At 70.5% G+C, this 19,453-nt stretch carries 19 protein-coding genes and 1 riboswitch; of the genes, 4 read left to right on the top strand and 15 right to left on the bottom strand.

Annotated features, from left to right (window positions below):
* Positions 1 to 125: 125 nt before the first annotated feature.
* The 6 genes from B7K25_RS10785 to deoC form a co-directional block, all read right to left on the bottom strand.
* On the bottom strand, positions 126 to 2,486 hold the full coding sequence (locus B7K25_RS10785; protein WP_084106065.1) for an excinuclease ABC subunit UvrA: 2,361 nt from the start codon (positions 2,484 to 2,486) through the stop codon (positions 126 to 128).
* A 110-nt stretch (positions 2,487 to 2,596) separates the two neighbouring features.
* Entirely contained in the window at positions 2,597 to 3,001 is a 405-nt protein-coding gene (locus tag B7K25_RS10780; RefSeq protein ID WP_084106064.1) for a VOC family protein, read from the bottom strand.
* Positions 3,002 to 3,011: 10 nt separating this feature from the next.
* Positions 3,012 to 3,464: a helix-turn-helix transcriptional regulator gene (locus B7K25_RS10775; RefSeq protein ID WP_084106063.1), complete on the bottom strand. Its 453-nt coding sequence runs from the start codon at positions 3,462 to 3,464 to the stop codon at positions 3,012 to 3,014.
* 4 nt (positions 3,465 to 3,468) lie between these two features.
* Complete coding sequence (locus B7K25_RS10770) at positions 3,469 to 3,978, bottom strand: RNA polymerase sigma factor (RefSeq protein WP_084106062.1); 510 nt, start codon at positions 3,976 to 3,978, stop codon at positions 3,469 to 3,471.
* Positions 3,975 to 4,601: a hypothetical protein gene (locus B7K25_RS10765; RefSeq protein WP_084106061.1), complete on the bottom strand. Its 627-nt coding sequence runs from the start codon at positions 4,599 to 4,601 to the stop codon at positions 3,975 to 3,977. The genes B7K25_RS10770 and B7K25_RS10765 overlap by 4 nt, the downstream gene beginning before the upstream one ends.
* Before the next feature lie 167 nt (positions 4,602 to 4,768).
* Positions 4,769 to 5,440 (bottom strand): deoxyribose-phosphate aldolase, encoded by a 672-nt coding sequence (gene deoC / locus B7K25_RS10760; RefSeq protein ID WP_084106060.1) that lies wholly within the window; start codon positions 5,438 to 5,440, stop codon positions 4,769 to 4,771.
* Between the two features lie 229 nt (positions 5,441 to 5,669).
* A riboswitch (guanidine-III (ykkC-III) riboswitch) is annotated at positions 5,670 to 5,734 on the top strand.
* Between the two features lie 11 nt (positions 5,735 to 5,745).
* Here deoC and B7K25_RS10755 point away from each other — a divergent pair.
* Complete coding sequence (locus tag B7K25_RS10755; RefSeq protein ID WP_084106059.1) at positions 5,746 to 6,060, top strand: multidrug efflux SMR transporter; 315 nt, start codon at positions 5,746 to 5,748, stop codon at positions 6,058 to 6,060.
* 92 nt (positions 6,061 to 6,152) lie between these two features.
* Here the strand turns inward: B7K25_RS10755 and B7K25_RS10750 are convergent, their stop codons facing one another.
* The 9 genes from B7K25_RS10750 to B7K25_RS10710 all read right to left on the bottom strand — a co-directional run bounded on the left by B7K25_RS10750 (position 6,153) and on the right by B7K25_RS10710 (position 16,778).
* The gene (locus B7K25_RS10750) at positions 6,153 to 7,220 is read right to left on the bottom strand and encodes an adenosine deaminase (protein WP_084106058.1); all 1,068 of its coding nucleotides are present in this window, start codon (positions 7,218 to 7,220) and stop codon (positions 6,153 to 6,155) included.
* Between the two features lie 95 nt (positions 7,221 to 7,315).
* Positions 7,316 to 8,335, bottom strand: a complete 1,020-nt coding sequence (locus tag B7K25_RS10745; protein WP_084106057.1) for a hypothetical protein — start codon at positions 8,333 to 8,335, stop codon at positions 7,316 to 7,318.
* Positions 8,336 to 8,430: 95 nt separating this feature from the next.
* Positions 8,431 to 9,738, bottom strand: coding sequence for a thymidine phosphorylase (locus B7K25_RS10740; RefSeq protein ID WP_084106056.1), 1,308 nt, complete (start codon positions 9,736 to 9,738; stop codon positions 8,431 to 8,433).
* Positions 9,738 to 10,136 carry a cytidine deaminase gene (locus B7K25_RS10735; protein WP_084106055.1) on the bottom strand — a complete coding sequence of 133 codons (399 nt, stop codon included), beginning with the start codon at positions 10,134 to 10,136 and terminating at the stop codon, positions 9,738 to 9,740. Before B7K25_RS10735 ends, B7K25_RS10740 begins: the two co-directional genes overlap by 1 nt.
* Positions 10,137 to 10,144: 8 nt before the next feature.
* Positions 10,145 to 11,443 (bottom strand): ABC transporter permease, encoded by a 1,299-nt coding sequence (locus B7K25_RS10730; RefSeq protein WP_084106054.1) that lies wholly within the window; start codon positions 11,441 to 11,443, stop codon positions 10,145 to 10,147.
* Positions 11,440 to 12,810: an ABC transporter permease gene (locus B7K25_RS10725; protein WP_234988191.1), complete on the bottom strand. Its 1,371-nt coding sequence runs from the start codon at positions 12,808 to 12,810 to the stop codon at positions 11,440 to 11,442. Before B7K25_RS10725 ends, B7K25_RS10730 begins: the two co-directional genes overlap by 4 nt.
* Positions 12,807 to 14,330 carry an ABC transporter ATP-binding protein gene (locus B7K25_RS10720; RefSeq protein ID WP_084106053.1) on the bottom strand — a complete coding sequence of 508 codons (1,524 nt, stop codon included), beginning with the start codon at positions 14,328 to 14,330 and terminating at the stop codon, positions 12,807 to 12,809. Before B7K25_RS10720 ends, B7K25_RS10725 begins: the two co-directional genes overlap by 4 nt.
* Before the next feature lie 121 nt (positions 14,331 to 14,451).
* Positions 14,452 to 15,525, bottom strand: coding sequence for a BMP family protein (locus tag B7K25_RS10715; protein WP_084106052.1), 1,074 nt, complete (start codon positions 15,523 to 15,525; stop codon positions 14,452 to 14,454).
* Positions 15,526 to 15,695: 170 nt separating this feature from the next.
* Positions 15,696 to 16,778: a mannose-1-phosphate guanylyltransferase gene (locus B7K25_RS10710; protein ID WP_084106207.1), complete on the bottom strand. Its 1,083-nt coding sequence runs from the start codon at positions 16,776 to 16,778 to the stop codon at positions 15,696 to 15,698.
* Between the two features lie 68 nt (positions 16,779 to 16,846).
* On the opposite strand from B7K25_RS10710, the gene sdhC reads away from it, so the two are divergent.
* The 3 genes from sdhC to sdhA are packed head-to-tail and all read left to right on the top strand — an operon-like array spanning position 16,847 to position 19,448.
* Positions 16,847 to 17,224, top strand: coding sequence for a succinate dehydrogenase, cytochrome b556 subunit (gene sdhC / locus B7K25_RS10705; protein ID WP_084106051.1), 378 nt, complete (start codon positions 16,847 to 16,849; stop codon positions 17,222 to 17,224).
* Positions 17,224 to 17,682, top strand: a complete 459-nt coding sequence (locus B7K25_RS10700; protein WP_084106050.1) for a succinate dehydrogenase hydrophobic membrane anchor subunit — start codon at positions 17,224 to 17,226, stop codon at positions 17,680 to 17,682. Before sdhC ends, B7K25_RS10700 begins: the two co-directional genes overlap by 1 nt.
* The gene (sdhA, locus tag B7K25_RS10695) at positions 17,679 to 19,448 is read left to right on the top strand and encodes a succinate dehydrogenase flavoprotein subunit (RefSeq protein WP_084106049.1); all 1,770 of its coding nucleotides are present in this window, start codon (positions 17,679 to 17,681) and stop codon (positions 19,446 to 19,448) included. Before B7K25_RS10700 ends, sdhA begins: the two co-directional genes overlap by 4 nt.
* Positions 19,449 to 19,453 lie beyond the last annotated feature (5 nt).

The following is a 19,453-nucleotide window of genomic DNA, read 5'->3' as shown; positions in this document are numbered from 1 at the left end:
GTGCGTGAGCGTCGCTCAGGCCGCCGACCCGTCCGCGCGTCTACAACTCCCAGCCTGAGCGCGGAGATGGTGCGTGACTGTCGATTCTCGCAGGCGCGCGTCACCCGATGGTGCCTGGGTGTCGCTCAGGCCCGGACGTACTCCGCGAGGTGCTTCCCCGTGAGGGTCGACGCGTCGGCGACGAGTGCCTCAGGCGTGCCTTCGAACACGACGCGGCCGCCGTCGTGGCCCGCGCCGGGCCCGAGGTCGATGATCCAGTCGGCGTGCGCCATGACGGCCTGGTGGTGCTCGATGACGACGACGGTCTTTCCGGAGTCGACCAGGCGATCGAGCAGCGCGAGGAGGTTCTCGACGTCCGCGAGGTGCAGGCCGGTGGTCGGCTCGTCCAGCACGAACACGCCGCCCTTGTCGCCCATGTGCGTCGCGAGCTTGAGGCGCTGGCGCTCGCCGCCGGAGAGCGATGTGAGCGGCTGACCCAGCGCGAGGTACCCGAGTCCGACATCGACGAGGTGGCCGAGCATCCTCGCGGCGGCGGGGTTCTTGGCCTCGCCCTCCGAGAAGTAGGCGTGGGCCTCCTCCACGGGCATCTCGAGGACGTCCGCGATCGACTGTCCGGCGAGCGTGTACTCGAGGACCTCATCGTTGAACCGACGGCCCTCGCATGCCTCGCACGTCGACTCGACGGTCTCCATGACGCCAAGCTCGGTGTAGATCTTGCCCGCGCCCTTGCACACCGGGCAGGCGCCCTCGGAGTTGGCGCTGAAGAGCGCGGGCTTGACGCCGTTGGCCTTCGCGAACGCCTTCCGGATGGGCTCAAGCGCGCCGGTGTACGTCGCGGGATTCGATCGCCGGGACCCGCGGATCGGCGCCTGGTCCACCGTGACCACGCCCGCGGAAGCAGGGATCCCTCCGTGGATGAGCGAGCTCTTGCCCGAGCCCGCGACCCCCGTGACCACCGTCAGCACGCCGAGGGGAACGTCCACGTCGACGTCGTGCAGGTTGTGCTGTGAGGCGCCGCGGATCTCGATGGCCCCGGAGGCGGACCGCACGGCCGACTTGAGCGACGCACGGTACTCGAGGTGACGGCCGGTGAGCGTCTCGGACGCCCGGAGCCCCTCGACGGTGCCCTCGAAGCAGATCTCCCCGCCACCGGTTCCCGCGCCGGGCCCGAGGTCGACGACGTGGTCCGCGATCGCGATCGCCTCCGGCTTGTGCTCCACGACGAGAACTGTGTTGCCCTTGTCGCGCAGGCGCAGCAGCAACTGGTTCATGCGCTCGATGTCGTGCGGGTGCAGTCCGACGGTGGGCTCGTCGAAGACGTAGGTGATGTCGGTCAGCGCCGAGCCGAGGTGGCGGATCATCTTGGTGCGCTGCGCTTCGCCGCCGCTGAGCGTCCCCGCAGCGCGGTCGAGCGAGAGGTAGCCGAGGCCGATCTCGACGAACGAGTCGAGCGTGTCGCGCAGCGCCGTGAGCAGCGGCGCGACCGACGGCTCGTCGAGGTCGCGCATCCAGGCTGCCAGGTCGCTGATCTGCATCGCGCTCAGCTCGTGGATGCCCTTGCCCGCGACCCGAACCGAGCGAGCCAACTCACTCAGTCGAGTTCCCTCGCAGTCGGGGCACTCCGCGAACGTCACGGCGCGGTCCACGAACGCCCGGATGTGGGGCTGCATCGCGTCGGGGTCCTTCGACAGCATCGACTTGGTGATCTTGGGGATGATTCCCTCGTAGGTCATGTTGATGCCGGCGATCTTGACCTTGGTCGCCTCCTTGTAGAGCAGGTCGTCGCGCTCGCGCTTCGAGTACTTCCCCACCGGCTTGTCCGCGGCGAGGAAGCCGGACTCGGTGTACATCCGCACCGCCCAGCCGTCCGCCGTGTACCCGGGGATGGTGATCGCACCCTCGGCGAGCGACTTGGACTCGTCGACGATCTGGGTGAGGTCGAGCTCGGACACGCGCCCGGTCCCCTCGCAGCGCACGCACATGCCTCCCGTCTGGGAGTACTCGCGGTGCTCGCGGACGGTCGAGCCGTCCTTGCGGGTCACGGTCGCGGACCCCGATCCCGACGAGGAGGCCACGTTGAAGCTGAACGTGTGCGGCGGTCCCACCTGAGGGTCGCCGATGCGCGAGTACAGGATCCGCAGCATCGCGAACACGTCGGTCGCCGTGCCGACGGTGGAGCGCACGTTCGCGCCCATGGGCTCCTGGTCGACGATGATCGCGGTGGTGAGGCCTTCGAGCACGTCGACGTCGGGACGCGCCTGCGACGGCATGAAGCCCTGGATGAAGGAGCTATAGGTCTCGTTGATCATGCGCCGGGACTCCGCCGCGATGGTCTCGAACACCAGGGAGGACTTGCCTGACCCCGAGACGCCGGTGAACACCGTGAGGCGGCGCTTGGGCAGCTCGATCGAGATGTCCTTGAGGTTGTTCTCGCGGGCCCCCTCGACGCGGATGACGTCGTGGGTGTCGGCGGCGTGCTCGGCCATGGGGCTCCTTCGCGTGGGGACGTGAGGTTGATTGTGCCAGCAGGAACGATGCGCTCGCTGGGCGGGACCGTGCGCGCGGACGTTGCGCGGGGTGGGCGAGGTGCGCGGGCTCAGCGCTGCTGGATGCGCACCATCGCGCCGGCGGGGTCGCGGAACGCGCAGTCGCGCACACCGTACGGCTGGTCCTGGGGCTCCTGGACCACCTCGGCCCCCGTGGCCTCGATCGCCGCGAACGCCCCGTCGACGTCCGGGGTGGCGAGCACGATCGCGGCGTACGAGCCCTTGGCCATGAGCTCGGCGATGGTCTGGCGCTCGCCGTCGGTGATGCCCGGGTCGACGGCTGGCGGCGTGAGCACGATGGTCGTCGCCGCATCGGCCGGGCCGAGCGTGATCCAGCGCATGGCGCCCTGGCCCACGTCGTTCTTCACCTCGAAGCCCAGCGCGTCGCGGTAGAAGGCGAGCGAGGCCTCGGGGTCGGTGTGGGGGATGAAGGTGTGGTGAATCGAGATGTCCATGGCTCTGACGCTACGCGCGCAGCGGCGGCGGCGCTTCTCGATTCCTGACCGGTCGCGTCGCGTGCTTGATCACGAGCGTCGGCAGGTCCTGCGGCGCGTCCCTCACGCGCTCCCGGTACGCGGTGGGCGACATCCCCACGAGCTCTGAGAACCGGGTGGAGAACGTGCCCAGGGAGCCGAAGCCCACGGCGAAGCACGCGTCCGTCACCGACTCGCCGCGTCGCAGCAGCGCCATCGCACGCTCGACGCGGCGGGTCATGAGGTACGAGTACGGGCTCTCCCCGAACGCGGCCTTGAACCGTCGGCTCAGGTGACCGGCGGACATGTGCTCCCCTGCCGCGAGCGCTTCGACGCTGAGCGGCTGGGCGTGCTCGCGGTCGATGCGGTCGCGGACGCGTCGCAGCCGCGCCAGCTCCTCGAGCCGCGCTTGTGCGTCACGCGGGAGGGCCGATGCGGATGTCACCCCGTCATGATTTCACCGGCTCGCGGGGCTCGGCGAGGGCGGCGGCGAGCTTCTCGCGTGCCGCCGCGTAGCGACTGCGGACAGTCGACGCGGGCGCGTCGACGATCGTGGCGATCTCGGCGAGGGAGAAACCTTCCCAGTGCCTCAGGCGGACGACCTCGGCGAGGTCAGGAGGCAGGGCGCTGATAGCGTCGCGCACGTCCGCGCCGGCATCGGCGGCTGGCGCGTTCGCAGGCGCGCTGACCGCGAGCGCGCGCAGGCGATCCGCGAGCCGCGAGCGTCTCACCTGAGATCGGTGCGCGTTGGCGACCACGTTTCGAGCGATGCCGAACAGCCACATGCGGGCCTCCAGCGGCACGGCCGGGAGGTGTTGCGCTCGGCGCCACGCGACGGTCATGATCTCGGCAAGCGCGTCGGACGCGTCGTCACGGGCGAGCCGGCGTTCGCAGAAGGCGAGCAGGTCGTCGGAGTTGGCGCGCAGAGCGACCTCGAGGCGCGCTGCGGAGTCGCTCACCAGTCGCTCCGAATCTCGCGGGCCTCGAGGTCAGCCGGGACCAGCTCCGGGCACCGGTACTCGGTCTCATAGCTCAGCCGGTCGAGAACCCCGAGTTCTCTGAGGTGCTCGTAGAGGGCATCCGACGTCGCGTGGCCGACTGCCATCGCATAGTGGCGGTCCGCCGACCAGTACGGCGTTCCGGGACCGGCGTCGACCTCCGCCCCGTCGTCGAGCGTCGCGACGTAGGTGGCAGCGAGGGCACGGTCATATTCGGCCTCGACGTCGAGCCGCTCGAGCAGGCGGGGCTGCGCCATGAAGTCCTCGGCTGCCGAGACCTCGTCAGCGTTGCCACGGAAGTTCCCCAGGATCCCTTCGCACTCCGCCCCGCTCGGGAGCGTGTAGGTGATGTCGTTCACCGCGTCCTCGGCCCACCACGACGTCCACCCGAGGCTCGCTGCCGCCGTGACACCTCCGAGTCCCAGTAGCGCTGCGGCTCCCGTGGCGATCGCCGCTCCCCTGAGGCCCGCACGTCGGCGGGGGCGGGTGGAACTGATCAGCTCCTTGAGCGCGCTGTCACGCTCTGCGGTGCGGTGGCTCGTCGCGGGTGCGGACGCGTCGAGTGCGTGGTCGAGTTCGGTCATGGCGTCATCCTCCCGTGGTGGCTCTCACCCGGTACATGTCCGGCACCGTTCCGGATGACGACGGCGAACCACCATCAGGAGACGCACACCTCGCAGAACCGACAATGCGGCACCATCTGGACGCTCAGGCGGAGAGAGGGGCGCGGGAAGGGGGGAGCGGCGGCAAGTCAGTACGCGTCGGTGGACTCCGTGCCGTCCAGCACCGCCCGGGTGCCCGAGAGGCCAAGGCGCGTGGCGCCCGCGTCGATCATCGCGAGCGCCGCCTCGGCGGTGCGGATGCCGCCCGAGGCCTTGACGCCTAGGCGACCGCCCACGGTCTGAGCCATGAGGCGCACCGCCTCGACGGACGCACCTCCGGCAGGGTGAAAGCCTGTCGAGGTCTTCACGAAGTCGGCGCCCGCGGCCTCCGACGCCTGGCACGCGCCCACGATCGCCTCGTCGGTGAGCGCAGCCGACTCGATGATGACCTTGAGGATCTTGCCCTCGGGCACCGCGGCCCGAACGGCGGCGACGTCGGCCTGCACGTCGTCGAAGCGGCCCTCGTTGGCTGCGGCGATGTCGATCACCATGTCGATCTCGTCGGCGCCCTGCGCGATCGACAGCGCGGCCTCGGCGGCCTTGACCGACGAGTGGTGCTTGCCCGACGGGAACCCGCAGACCGTCGCGACCGCGAGGCCCTCGGGGGTCTCGAGCGGGAGCATCGACGGCGACACGCACACGGAGAACACGCCCAGGTCCGCGCCCTCGGCGATGAGGTCGGCGACGTCCGCCGGGGTTGACTCCGGCTTGAGCAGGGTGTGGTCGACATACTGGGCGAGCTCGGCGCGAGACAGGGTCATGGGGGTCCTCCAAGGACGAAGAAGTGGCTGGTGTCCAGCCTACGCCGGGCAGCGCGCGGTCTCGCGCCGAGCCAGCGCAGGCGCGGCGGTCCAGTGCCCCGCGCCTCACTCCGCCGCCGCGGGACACCCAGCGTGAACCCTCGGGCCCCGCTCACCCAGCCACCCCGGCCTCAGTGGTGACCTTGGTCACCACGGCTTGCCCGCGCATCGGCTCCGTGCGATCCTCGTATCAGAGCCCACCCCAGGCTCCCGGACGAGGTGACGTACCCGGCGCTTGCGACAAGACGTCTCACTGGGAGCACGTCATGGCTTGGGTCATTCTCATCATCTCCGGTGTCCTCGAGGCCGTCTGGGCGACGGCGCTGGGCAAGACCGAGGGCTTCAGTCGTCTGTGGCCGTCCGTCGTCTTCTTCGTCGCGCTCGCGGCGTCCATGGGCGGGCTCGCGTACGCGCTGAAGACGCTGCCCGTCGGCACCGCGTACGCGATCTGGGTCGGCATCGGCGCCGCCCTCACCGTCATCTACGCGATGGCCACCGGCGCGGAGGCGTTCTCCGTCGCCAAGGTGTTCCTCATCCTCGGGATCGTCGGCTGCGTCGTGGGCCTCAAGCTGACCCACTAGACGCGCCGCGCGCGGCGGGACCTACCCCTCCACCTCGCCGCGACACGACGGCGGGCGCCTCCCCAACCGGGAGGCGCCCGCCGTCACTCGCGCTACAGCTCGATGCCGTAACCCTCGAGGATCAGCTCGGCGAGGTCGCCGCGCTCCTCGTAGGGCAGGAAGGCGCCCCAGGCAGCCGCGAGGGTGGCCTCGAGAAGGTCGTCCTTGGTCCAGCCTGCCTCGACGAGGACGCCGAACTCGCCCGACATCGACACGCCCGACACGAGGCGGTTGTCGGTGTTCACGGTGACTGCGAAGCCCAGGTCGCGCAGCGTGTGGATCGGGTGGTCCTCGATGGAGGGCGCGGCCGCGGTCTGGACGTTCGAGGTGGGGCACACCTCCAGCGGGATCTGCTGGTCGAGCGCGTGGCGTGCGACGTAGCCGAGCGTCGGCTCCTCGGTGTCGAAGCCCTCGATGTCCTCGTGGATGCGCACGCCGTGACCGATGCGGCGGGCGCCGTGGAAGAGCGCGTCGCTCACGGAGTCGGCGCCGTCGGCCTCCCCGGCGTGGATGGTGACGGGCAGGTGCGCGGCGCGGAGCGCGGCGAAGGCGGCGGCGTGGTTCGAGGCCGGGAACCCGTTCTCCGGACCGGCGATGTCGAAGCCCACGCAGCAGCGGCCGCGGTTGACGATCGCGAGCGCCGCGATCTCCTCGGACCGGTCCAGGTGGCGCATCGCGTCGAGCAGCGCGCCGGCGCGGATGCCCTGGCCGGACTCCGCGGCCTCGGCGATGCCCTCCTCGATGCCTGCCTGCACGGCCTCGACGACCTGCTGGAGGTCGAGCCCGCCGGCGACGTGCTGCTCGGGCGCGTAGCGAAGCTCGGCGTACACCACACCGTCCGCCGCGAGATCGACGATCGCCTCGCGCGCGACGCGGCGCAGGTTGTCCTCGGTCTGCATGACCGCGGTGGTGTGGGCGAAGGCCTCGAGGTACTTGACGAGGTCTCCCGAGTTCGCGTTCTCCGCGAAGATGCGCGCGAGCTCGTCGGGGTCTGACGAGGGCAGCTCGTGGCCGATCTCGGCGGCGAGCTCGATGAGGGTCGACGGGCGTAGGCCACCGTCGAGGTGGTCGTGCAGGACGATCTTGGGCAGGGCGACGATCTCGTCGTGGGTGAGACTCATGGACCCAGGCTAGCCGCGCGCGAGGACGCCCGCCGACCCGGGCCGCAGCTCGGCCGCCCTCAAGGGCCGCGCCGCCACAACTTGGGGTCGCGCCGTCAGGACTCGCGGCGGCGTTGGGGCAGGATCAGCCAGCAGGCCCGGCTCCACGCGCCGTAGGCCGGCTCCTTCGGGCCGCGTCCATAGAGCCGTGACTCAGCGAGCGGCAGGACCCGGCCCGTACCGGGCTCGTACACCGCGAAGCCGTGCGAGGTACGGCCCACGAGCAGGACGACGTGCCGAGGCACGACGTCGGACAGCCCGCCGCTCGAGTCGCCGCCGGTGTACAGCGGCACCGGGATGCCGTCGCGCAGCGCCGCGGAGGCGTGGGCGATCGCGGCGGCCACCGCGTGCTCGTCCGTGTCGTCGAGGATCGCGCCGCGGAAGCGCACGCCGGCGAACCGCGTCTCGTCGTCGACGCGCCACGGCGGTGTTCCCAGTGCGCGCGGCCACGGCGCGATGCCCAGGCCGCCGCGGGTGGTCCTGCGGTGCAGCACGTGCTGGAGCCCGTGCCAGCGCTCCTCGATGGTGCGCACCCCCACCTCCGCGAGCACCACGTCGAGCACCTCGGGCGGGAGGTGGTCGCCGAAGGTGCGTCCCGTCATGACCCACGCCGCGACGAGCGGGTCGCCCATCATCAGCATGATCGCCATCGACGCGGCGCCGCAGGTGGTGGGGTCGACCTGGCGCGCGCGCACGCCCCCCAGGCGCAGGGCGCCCATGCCGCTCCCGGCGGGGTTGCGGATCACGGCTCGAGCCGATGCGGGCAGGCGTCCCCAGCTCGCCGCGAGCGCGGCGACGGCGGCCACGGGGGCGCCCGACGCGGCGGCCCTCACCGCGACGGCGGAGTCCTCCCCGACCTCGGCGACGGCGGTCGCGAGGGCCTTCGCATCGGCGGCCGATGCGCGGGCCAAGCGACGCGCGTACGCGCGGGCGAACACGGTGTCGCCGCCGTCTCCGCCGCGCTGGGCGCGTCCGGCCGCGTGGGCGGCGGAGTACGGGGTCGCCCACCGGCCGCGCAGGCCGATCAGCCGGCCCGTGCGGGCCGCGACCGAGGTCAGTGTCCAGCCGTCTCCCATGAGGTCAGGCTACCGACGCCCGGGGACGGTCGACAGGACCCGGCATCGGGTCCCGCCGTGCGGACGGCTGGCAGTCGCCCACCTCACCGCCACGGTCAGACGTTGGTGCCGACGGTGTCGAGGACGATGCGACGCTCGGGAGCGCTGTCGCCGATCTCGATCGCGCCCGCGCCGTCGCACGCCTCGGCGAGCGCGGCGAGACCGCGGGGCATGCGCGACTCGGTCTCGGTGTGCAGCGTCATGATGACGTCGCCCTTCGCGACCGTCTCGCCGAGCGTCTTGCGGAGCATGACGCCGGACGAGACCTCGACGGCGTCGCCCTGGCGCGCGCGTCCGGCGCCAAGGCGCCAGGCCGCGACACCGACGCCGAGGGCGTCGAGCCGGGTGATCACGCCGTCGGCCTCCGCGCGGACCTCCTCGACGTGCGGCGCGTCGGGCATGGGCGCGTTCGGGTCGCCGCCCTGCGCCTCGATCATGCGGCGCCAGGCGTCCATCGCTCGTCCGTCGCGCAGCGCCTCGGCGGGGTCGACGCCGGTGATGCCCGCGCCGGCGAGCATCTCGCGCGCGAGCGCCACGGTGAGCTCGACCACGTCTGCCGGGCCGCCGCCGGCCAGGACCTCGACCGACTCGGCGACCTCGTTGCCGTTGCCGATCGCGAGGCCGAGCGGCGTGGACATGTCCGTCAGCAGCGCCGAGGTCCGCACGCCGGCGTCGGTGCCGAGGTCGACCATGGTGGCCGCGAGCTCGCGTGCCTGGTCGAGGTCCTTCATGAACGCTCCCGACCCGACCTTCACGTCGAGCACCAGGCACCCGGTGCCCTCGGCGATCTTCTTCGACATGATCGACGAGGCGATGAGCGGGATGCACTCGACCGTGCCGGTGACGTCGCGCAGCGCATAGAGCTTCTTGTCGGCCGGCGCGAGGCCCGAGCCCGCAGCGCAGATCACGGCGCCCATGTCCTTCAGCTGCGCGTGCATCTCCTCGTTGGACAGCGCGGCGCGCCAGCCCGGGATGGACTCGAGCTTGTCGAGCGTGCCTCCCGTGTGGCCGAGCCCGCGGCCCGACAGCTGAGGCACGGCCACCCCGTGGGCCGCGACGAGCGGGGCGAGGGGCAGCGTGATCTTGTCGCCCACGCCGCCCGTCGAGTGCTTGTCGGCCGTGGGCTTGCCGAGACCGGAGAAGTCGAGGCGCTCGCCCGTGGCGATCATCGCGGCGGTCCAGCGCGCGATCTCTTCGCGGCCCATGCCGCGCTGCAGGATCGCCATCGCGAGGGAGCTCATCTGCTCGTCCGCGACCACGCCGCGCGTATAGGCGTCGACCACCCAGTCGATCTGGTCGTCCGAGAGCGTGCCGCCGTCTCGCTTGGTGCGGATCACGTCCACCGCATCGTGCCGTTCGGTCATCACACTCTCCCCAGGTCGTCGGGCCCGAACGCGCCGGGCAGGAACTCGTTCATGGTCATCACGCCGTCCGCGGTGTCCACCAGCAGCGCTCGCCCGCCATGCTCGAAGAGCAGCTGGCGGCAGCGCCCGCACGGGGCCAGCAGGTCGCCGTTGGCGTCCACGCACGTGAAGGCGACGAGCCGTGCGCCCCCGTGGTCGACGTGCAGCTTTGACACGAGCGCGCACTCGGCGCACAGGGTGAGTCCGTAGCTGGCGTTCTCGACGTTGGCGCCCACCACCACCTCGCCGGTGTCGGTGAGGGCCGCGGCGCCCACCGGGAACGACGAGTAGGGCACGTAGGCCCGGGTGGAGACCTCCCGCGCCGACGCGCGCAGGGCCTCCCAGTCGATGTCGGGCACGTGCCCTCCTACTTCTTGTACGGCGTGCCCTCCGCGGCCGGCGGGCGGGAGTGCCCCACGAGTCCGGCGACGGCGAAGATGGTCGCGAGGTACGGGGTCATGGCGAGGAACTGGCTCGGGATGTCGGAGCCGATGATGCCCAGCTGCACGCGCAGCGCGTCAGCGAAGCCGAACAGCAGCGCCGCCGCGAGGGCACCCTTGGGGCTCCACCGGCCCAGGATCATGGCGGCGAGGGCGATGTAGCCCTTGCCTGCCGTCATCTCCTTGCCGAACGCGAGGCCCGAGGCGACGGTGAAGAACGCGCCGCCCAGGCCGGCGATGGCGCCACCGAGGACGGTGTTGCGCACGCGGGTGCGGTTGACCTTGATGCCGACCGTGTCCGCGGCCTTGGGGTGCTCGCCGACGGACCGCACGCGCAGGCCCCAGCGGGACTTGAACAGCATGATCTGCAGGATGATGACGGCCGCGTACATGATGTACACCAGCAGGTTCTGCTTGAACAGGACCGGGCCGATGACGGGGATCGACGACAGCAGCGGGATGTCGACGCGCGGCAGGCCCAGCGGCTGGTTGAGCGACGGGTTGTCGCTCATGAGCGTCGAGAAGAAGAAGCTCGTCAGACCCAGGACCAGCAGATTCAGCACCACGCCGACCACGATCTGGTTGACCCAGTACTTGGTCGCGAAGACCGCGAGCAGCCAGCCGACGAGGCCACCGGCGATGGGCGCCGCGATGAGGCCCACGTACGCGTTGCCCATCATCGAGGCGAGGAGCGCCGCGAGGAACGCGCCCGCGAGCAGCTGGCCCTCGATCGCGATGTTGATGATGCCGGAGCGCTCGCACAGCGTGCCCGCGAGGGAGCCGAACACCAGCGGCACCGCGAGGAACAGCGAGGAGGTCAGGAGTCCCGTGAGCTGGATGGTCGTACCCGACCGGTCCGCGCCGGCCCAGGCGAGCAGCGCCCCCATGACGGCCATGCCGAACACGATGGGAAGCCAGATCCCCACCTTGCGGTACTGGTTGGCGCGGAACGCCACGTACCCGGCGAGCGCGAGGGCGATGAGCGACAGCGTGACCGCCGCCGCCTTCGCCGGCACCGTGAGGCTCGGCAGGTGCACGAAGTCCGAGCTGGTCGCGATCGTGAAGGTGGTCTGCACGCCGCTCGGGGTCGTGAGCCCGAACACGAGCAGCGACACCAGAGCGGTGACGCCGAGGCCGATCGAGGCCTTCCACGACTTGGTGCGCGGCGCGGCGGGGCTGGCCCCGGGGCCCTGGGCGACGGGTGCGTCGACGACTGGCGCGCTCATGCCGCCACCTCCTTCTCGTGGGCCGGCGCGGGCAAGCGGAAGATGCTCCGGACCAGCGGCGGCGCGGCGATGAACAGCACGATGAGCGCCTGGATGACGAAGACGATGTCGACGGGCAGGCCCGCCTGCACCTGCAGCGTCGGGCCGGCGGCGCGCAGGCCGCCGAACAGGATGGCCGCCATGATGGTGCCGACCGGGCGCGAGCGTCCGAGCAGCGCCACGGTGATCGCGTCGAACCCGAGCGAGCCTGCGGTCGCGGTGGTGAGCACCTTCTCCGTGCCGAGCACCTGGGCCGAGCCGGCGAGTCCGGCGAGCGCACCGGCGATCACCATGACGAGGATGTAGCCCTTCGACACGTTCATGCCGGCGGTACGGGCGGCGTGGGGGTTGGCGCCGACGGCGCGCAGCTCGAAGCCGAGCGTCGAGCGCTCCATGAGCCACCACACGCCCCATGCGCACGCCAGCGCGAGCACGAAGCCCCAGTGGAGGTTGAAGCCCGAGCCGAGCAGCAGCGGGTACTGCGCGGTCTCGTCCACGATCGGGGTGATCGGGTTGTCGCTGCCCTCGCGCTGGAACGCCTCGAGCGTGAGCAGCCACGCGACGAGGTTGAGCGCGATGTAGTTGAGCATGATCGTGACGATCACCTCGTGCGCGCCCGTGCGCGCCTTGAGGAAGCCGGGGATGAAGCCCCAGATCGCGCCGCCGAGCGCGCAGCCCAGGATCGCGACGATGAGGTGGATGCCCCACGGCAGGTGCCACGCGAAGCCCACGTAGGCGCCGAGCGTCGCACCGATCAGCAGCTGGCCCTGGGCGCCGATGTTGAACAGGCCGGCGCGGAAGCCGATGCCGAGTCCCAGTCCAGCGAAGATCAGCGGCGTCGCCATCGTCAGCGTCTGGGTGAAGGGGCGGATCATGCCGGCGAAGGTGTCCGCGTTGAAGTTCAGCACCGCGCCCTGGAAGATCGCGGAGTACGCGCTTCCCAGGGCGTCGCCCATCGCGGAGAACGTGTCTCCGGGTCGGGCGAAGAAGTAGGTCGCGGCCTCGCGCACCTGCTCGTCGGCGAAGACGATGAGGATGCCGCCGATGGCGAGCGACGCGACGATCGCCATGATGACGACCAGTGTCGAGCTCTCGAGGATCTCGCGCAGCACGGTCTGGGACTTGGGCGCCTCCTCGACGGCGGCCGACTCGGCGTTGCCGCCGGCACCCTCGGGCTCGGGGGCCGTCGAGTCGACGGCGCTCGCGTCGGTCCTGGAGGCCGATGCGCTCGCGGAGTCCTCGTGCGCCTCACCGGCGTCGGGGGCGTCGACGCCCTCGGGCCCTGGCGTGCCCCCGGGCTTCCCCGACTTCTTCTTCCGGTCGCTCACGCGGCCTCCTCCTCGTCTCCGTGCGCGCCGGCCATCATCAGGCCGAGCGTGTCGCGATCGGTGTCGGGCTCGACGATGTCGACGATGCGCCCGTGGTACATGACCGCGATGCGGTCGGCGAGCGCGTACACCTCGTCGAGCTCGGAGCTGACGATGATGACGGCGACGCCCTTGTCGCGCTCCTCGATGATGCGCTTGTGGACGAACTCGATCGAGCCGACGTCGAGGCCACGCGTGGGCTGCGACGCGATGAGCAGCTTGAGGTCGCGCGCGAGCTCGCGCGCGAGGACCACCTTCTGCTGGTTGCCGCCCGACAGCGAGCCGGTGAGCGCCTCGATCGAGGTGGTGCGCACGTCGAAGCGCTCGACCTGCTCCTCGGCGTGCGACGTGACCACCTTGGGGTCGATCGCTCCGCGACGCGAGTAGGGGGCGCCCTGGTACAGGTCGAGGATGAGGTTGTTCGCCACGGTGAAGGTGGCGACCACGCCGTCCTCGGTGCGGTCCTCGGGGACGAAGCCGATGCCCGCCTCGAGGTTGTCGCGGATGGAACGTCCGGTCAGCTCGTCGCCGTCCAGTCGCACGCTGCCGCTCGACGCCGCGATGACTCCGAGGATGGCCTCGGCGAGCTCGGTCTGGCCGTTGCCCTGGACACCTGCGACGGCGAGGATCTCGCCGCGCTTGACCTCGAACGAGACGTTGTCGAGCACCGTGACCTGGCTGTCCTCGTCCACGACGGTGAGGTCGCTCACCTCGAGCATCGTGTCGCCCACCTGGGCCTCGTCCTTGTCGACGGTCATCGAGACGTCGCGGCCGACCATGAGCGACGCGAGCTCCTCCTGCGAGGCGCTCGGCTCGGCGGTGCCGACGACCTTGCCGCGGCGGATGACGGTGATGGTGTCCGCGACGGCCTTGACCTCGCGAAGCTTGTGGGTGATGAGCACCACGGCGGTGCCGGAGTCGCGCAGCTGGCGCACGATCTCGAGGAGCTCGTCGGTCTCCTGGGGGGTGAGCACGGCGGTGGGCTCGTCGAGGATCAGGACCTTCGCGTCGCGGGACAGCGCCTTGATGATCTCGACGCGCTGCTGCGCGCCGACGGAGAGGTTCTCCACGATGGCGTCGGGGTCGATGTCGAACCCGAACCGGTCGGACAGCTCGCGCACCTTCGCGCGCGCCGCGGCCACGTCGAGCATCTTCGCCGGGCCCTTGACCTGCTCGTGGCCGAGCATGACGTTCTCCGCGACGGTGAACACCGGGACCAGCATGAAGTGCTGGTGCACCATGCCGATGCCCGCGGCCATCGCGTCGCCGGGACCCGCGAACGTCACCGGCTCGTCGTCGAGCAGGATCTGGCCGCCGTCGGCGTCGTAGAGGCCGAAGAGGACGTTCATGAGCGTGGACTTGCCCGCGCCGTTCTCGCCGAGCAGGGCGTGAACCGTCCCGCTCTCGACCGTGATGCTGATCGCATCGTTCGCGGTGAAGTCACCGAACCGCTTGGTGATCTCACGGAGCTCAAGTTTCACGCCATCGTCCTCTCAGCACCGAGCCGCATCCGCGGCCCCTCAAGTCAAGCACGAGGGGCGTGCCGCGTCCACGCGGCACGCCCCTCGCGATGGGGTGGGGACCAGGTCCCCTGTCAGGTGTTTAGCCTGCGGTCGACGGCTCGATCTCGCCGTTCATGATCGCTGCGGCGATCGTCTCGAGCTCGGTCACGACCTCGTCGGAGACGGTGCCCTCAGCGAAGTCGGCGACGCCGACGCCGCCGTTCTCCAGGGTGCCCACGTACGGGTCGTTGGTGAACTCGGCCATCGAGGCCTCGATGGTGTCGAACACGGCGTTCGAGATCTGCTTGAGCACCGACGTGAAGACGATGTCGGCGTAGTCGGGAGCCGACTGGGTCCAGTCGGAGTCCACGCCGACGAGCCACGAGTTGCCGTCGGCCTGGATCGCCGAGGCGGCACCGAGGCCCACGGGGCCCGCGACCGGCATGACGATGTCAGCGCCCTGGTCGAGGAAGCCCTGGGTGATGTTCTGGCCCTGGGTCTGGTCCTCGAAGTCGCCCGAGAACGAGCCCTCGGCGCCGTCCCAACCGAGAACGGTGACGTCGCCACCCTTCTGCTCGTTGTAGTAGTTCGCGCCGGCGAGGAAGCCGTCCATGAAGATCGACACGGTCGGGATGTTGATGCCGCCGAAGGTGCCGATGGTGCCGGTGCCGGAGGCCGAGGCCGCCGCGTAGCCGGCGAGGAACGCGGCCTCGTCGGTCTCGAAGAACATCGGCTTGATGTTCTCGATGGGCTCGTCGTAGCCGAAGTCGACGATCGCGAAGTGCGTGTCGGGGTTCGCGGCGGCGGCGGTGGCCGTCGCGTCACCGAGGAGGAAGCCGACCGTGATGATCAGGTCGCAGCCAGCGGCAACCTGCGCGTCGAGGTTGGGGCCGTAGTCCGACTCGGCGGTCGACTCGGCCTCGGCGACCTCGACGCCGAGCTCGGCGGCGGCGCGCTGGAGGCCCTCGTAGGCCGACTGGTTGAAGGAGGCGTCGTCGAAGCCACCCTGGTCCGAGACCATGCAGGCCTTGTAGTCGACCGACTCGGCCGGCGCCTCGGTCTCGGTGCCACCCGTCGCGCTGGACGTGGGCTCCTCTTCGGGGGCGGACGAGCATGCCGCGAGGGCGAGTGCGCCGGCGGCAGCGATTGCGCCGAAGCGAATCGTGTTCTTCATCAGTGAATCCCTCACATAGATCGAGCCTGTTGGGTACGCCAGGCGGGAGCGTTGGCTCCCATGCTACGCAGGAAATGTTTCACGTACGCGCGCAGGTGTTGCGGCTAGGCAACGGTTCGGTATCGATCCAGCCTGGTAGGTGTGATGTAGCGCACATCTCGTGCGTGACGCTACAGATTGACGTCCTTCACCCGCTGGGATGCTGCGCGCCCCAGGACCAGCAGCGCCTCGTCGGTGTCGACCACCACCGCGTCCGCGATCCCCACCACGGCGACCGGCTTCGAGCCGCCCACGATGACCGCGCCCGGGGCGTCGACGAGCGACACCGCGGCGTCGCGGCCGATGCGCACGGCGCCGTCCTCGGCAGGAGTCAGCAGCGCGGCGAGCGAGTCGAAGTCGCCCACGTCGTGCCACGCGAACGAGCCGGGGACCATCGCGACCCCGCCCTCGGCCGCGACGGGCTCGGCGATCGCGTGGTCGATGGCGATCTTGGTGAGGGTCGGCCAGATCTCGGCGAGAGCATCGGCCCGACCGTCGCCGTCCCACGCGGCGGCGAGGGCGCGCACACCCGACTCGAGCGTGGGCTGCAGCCGCGCGAGGTGGCCGAGAAGGACCGAGGTGGACACCACGAACATGCCCGCGTTCCACGAGTAGCGGCCCGTCGCGAGCATCTCGCGAGCGGTGTCCTCGTCGGGCTTCTCCGTGAACGCCTCGACGGCGAACGCGCCGGGCGTCCCGTCGAGCTCGGCGCCCGCCTCGATGTAGCCGAAGGCGCTCGACGGCTCGGTGGGCTCGATGCCGATGGTGACGACCTTGCCGGTGCGGGCCGCCGCGACGGCCGTCGCGACGACCGCCCGGAAGGCCTCGGCATCGGGGATGACGTGGTCGGCAGCGAACGAGCCCATGATCTGGTCGCCGTGGCGGTGCTCGATGAGCGCCGCGGCCAGCGCGATCGCCGCCATCGAGTCGCGAGGGCTCGGCTCCGTGACGATGTCGCGCGCGCCGAGGGCCGGAAGCTGCTCGGCGACCGCGGGCGCGTGGCGCTCCCCGGTGACGACCATGAGCTCCGACCCGAGCGGCGCCAGGCGCGCCACCGTGTCCTGGATGAGGGTCGACCCGGTGTCAAGAAGGTCGATGAGGAACTTGGGCCTGTCGGGCCGCGACAGCGGCCACAGACGCGAGCCGACGCCGCCCGCGGGCACCACCGGGTAAAAATCATCGATCTTGACGGGGATCGTGGAATCTGAGGTCACGGACACCACATTAGGATGGGGCCACCGCAGACGCACCACCCTGTCGTCAATCTTCAAGGGAGAAACCCGTGTCCCCCGCACCGACGCTGTATCGAGGCCGCGAAGGCATGTGGATGTGGGTCGTGCACCGCGCGACCGGCGTCGCGATCTTCTTCTTCCTGGTGGTGCACGTGCTCGACACGTCGCTCGTGCGGATCTCCCCCGAGGCATACAACGAGGTCATCGGGTCATACAAGACCCCTATCTACGGCATCGTCGAGGCCGGTCTCGTCGCGGCGATCATCCTCCACGCCTTCAATGGCCTCCGGATCATCGCCGTCGACCGGTGGACCTGGGCCCTGCGCCACCAGCGCCTCCTGGTGTGGATCGTCTGGGGAATCTTCGCGGTGCTGATGGCAGGGTTCCTGCCGCGCCACCTGATGGTCGTGTTCGGAGGGGGCCACTGATGACCGCTCCCGAGCTGACGGCTCCCAAGAAGCCGATGAACCGCCGCACGGTGGGCGGCGCCGAGCGCTGGTCGTGGATCTTCCAGCGGGTCTCCGGCGTCATCCTCATCGTGCTGATCTTCACGCACCTGTTCATCAACCTGATGACGGGCGACGGTGTCAGCCAGATCGACTTCGCGTTCGTCGCGGGCAAGTGGGCCTCGCCGCTGTGGCAGTGGTGGGACTTCGCGATGCTCGTGCTGGCGATGGTGCACGGCACCAACGGCATGCGAATGCTCGTCAACGACTACGCGACCCGGCCGTTCCTGCGCGAGACCCTTCACTGGGCGCTGCGCATCACGATGATCGTCGTCATCGTGCTCGGCTCGCTCGTCATCTGGACCTTCGATCCCTGTCCCGTCGACGCCTCCGGTGCACTGCTGGAGGGCGTCCCGAGCTTCTGCGAGAGTGTTGTATGACCGAGCACGAGTACGACGTCGTCATCGTGGGCGCCGGCGGCGCTGGCATGCGCGCGGCGCTGGAGTCCTCCCAGCGCGCGCGCACCGCGGTGCTGACCAAGCTGTACCCGACCCGCTCCCACACGGGCGCCGCTCAGGGCGGCATGGCCGCGGCCCTCGCGAACGTCGAGGACGACAACGCCGAGTGGCACACCTTCGACACCGTCAAGGGCGGCGACTACCTCGTCGACCAGGACGCTGCGGAGATCCTCTGCAAGGAGGCCATCGACGCCGTCCTCGACCTCGAGAAGATGGGCCTGCCGTTCAACCGCACCACCGCGGGCAAGGTGGACCAGCGCCGCTTCGGCGGCCACACCCGCAACCACGGCGAGGCGGCCGTCCGCCGCGCGTGCTACGCGGCCGACCGCACGGGCCACATGATCCTGCAGACGCTCTACCAGCAGTGCATCAAGCAGGAGGTCGAGTTCTTCAACGAGTTCTACGTGCTCGACCTGATCCTCGACGGTGACCCGCAGGCGGCAGCCGACGGCGACGAGGTCGCGGTCGCCGGCGTCGTGGCGTACCAGCTGTCCACGGGCGAGATCCACACGTTCCGCGCCAAGTCCGTGGTGTTCGCCACCGGCGGCGCCGGCAAGGTCTTCAAGACCACCTCGAACGCTCACACCCTGACGGGCGACGGCATGGGCATCGCGCTGCGCGCGGGCCTGCCCCTCGAGGACATGGAGTTCTTCCAGTTCCACCCGACGGGTCTCGCTGGGCTGGGCATCCTGCTGTCCGAGGCGGCTCGCGGCGAGGGCGGCATCCTGCGCAACTCCGAGGGCGAGCGCTTCATGGAGCGCTACGCGCCCACCATCAAGGACCTCGCGCCGCGCGACATGGTCGCCCGCGCGATGGCCAACGAGGTGCGCGAGGGCCGCGGCTGCGGCCCGAACAAGGACTACGTGCTGCTCGACCTCACGCACCTCGAGCCCGCGCACATCGACGAGAAGCTCCCGGACATCACCGAGTTCGCGCGCACCTACCTGGGCGTCGAGCCGTACACGGAGCCGGTCCCGGTGTTCCCCACCGCGCACTACGCGATGGGCGGCATCCCCACCAACGTCCAGGGCGAGGTGCTGCGCAACAACACCGACGTCGTGAAGGGCCTGTACGCCGCCGGCGAGTGTGCCTGCGTGTCCGTCCACGGCGCCAACCGCCTGGGCACCAACTCGCTGCTCGACATCAACGTGTTCGGCCGCCGCGCCGGCATCGCGGCCGCCGAGTACGCCGCCTCGATCGAGTCCGGCCCGGCGCTGCCGGCCGACGCGTCGGCGCGCGTCGAGGGCATGGTCGCCACCCTGCGCGAGACCGTGGGCGGGTCCGGCACGGAGCGCGTCGCGCAGATCCGCAAGGAGCTGCAAGAGACGATGGACCTCAACGTCCAGGTGTTCCGCACGGCGGACTCGCTCGCCGAGGCCGCCGAGGTGGTCCAGGGCCTGCGCGAGCGGTACGAGTCGATCGCGATCCACGACCGCGGCACCCGCTTCAACACGGACCTGCTCGAGGCCGTGGAGCTCGGCTTCCTGCTCGAGCTGTCCGAGGTCGTCATCGCCGGCGCCGCGGGCCGCGAGGAGAGCCGCGGCGGCCACTACCGCGAGGACTTCCCCACCCGCGACGACGAGAAGTTCATGCAGCACACCATGGCGTACTCGACGCCCGATGGCCTGCGCATGGATTGGAAGCCCGTCGTGGTGACCAAGTACCAGCCCATGGAACGCAAGTACTAGGAGGG

It is taken from the genome of Demequina sp. NBRC 110056, assembly GCF_002090155.1.
Classification (GTDB): Bacteria; Actinomycetota; Actinomycetes; order Actinomycetales; family Demequinaceae; genus Demequina.
The sequence above is the reverse complement of the archived record's forward strand: the minus strand, read 5'-3'. Positions and strand labels throughout refer to the sequence as shown.

Bases quoted from the DNA above. Each gene is read 5' to 3' on its own strand.
- B7K25_RS10730 (WP_084106054.1), bottom strand. From the start codon at position 11,443: ATGAGCGCGCCAGTCGTCGACGCACCCGTCGCCCAGGGCCCCGGGGCC.
- deoC (WP_084106060.1), bottom strand. From the start codon at position 5,440: ATGACCCTGTCTCGCGCCGAGCTCGCCCAGTATGTCGACCACACCCTG.
- B7K25_RS10755 (WP_084106059.1), top strand. From the start codon at position 5,746: ATGGCTTGGGTCATTCTCATCATCTCCGGTGTCCTCGAGGCCGTCTGG.
- B7K25_RS10780 (WP_084106064.1), bottom strand. From the start codon at position 3,001: ATGGACATCTCGATTCACCACACCTTCATCCCCCACACCGACCCCGAG.
- sdhA (WP_084106049.1), top strand. From the start codon at position 17,679: ATGACCGAGCACGAGTACGACGTCGTCATCGTGGGCGCCGGCGGCGCT.
- B7K25_RS10745 (WP_084106057.1), bottom strand. From the start codon at position 8,335: ATGGGAGACGGCTGGACACTGACCTCGGTCGCGGCCCGCACGGGCCGG.
- B7K25_RS10785 (WP_084106065.1), bottom strand. From the start codon at position 2,486: ATGGCCGAGCACGCCGCCGACACCCACGACGTCATCCGCGTCGAGGGG.
- B7K25_RS10750 (WP_084106058.1), bottom strand. From the start codon at position 7,220: ATGAGTCTCACCCACGACGAGATCGTCGCCCTGCCCAAGATCGTCCTG.
- B7K25_RS10740 (WP_084106056.1), bottom strand. From the start codon at position 9,738: ATGACCGAACGGCACGATGCGGTGGACGTGATCCGCACCAAGCGAGAC.
- B7K25_RS10700 (WP_084106050.1), top strand. From the start codon at position 17,224: ATGACCGCTCCCGAGCTGACGGCTCCCAAGAAGCCGATGAACCGCCGC.
- B7K25_RS10765 (WP_084106061.1), bottom strand. From the start codon at position 4,601: ATGACCGAACTCGACCACGCACTCGACGCGTCCGCACCCGCGACGAGC.
- B7K25_RS10715 (WP_084106052.1), bottom strand. From the start codon at position 15,525: ATGAAGAACACGATTCGCTTCGGCGCAATCGCTGCCGCCGGCGCACTC.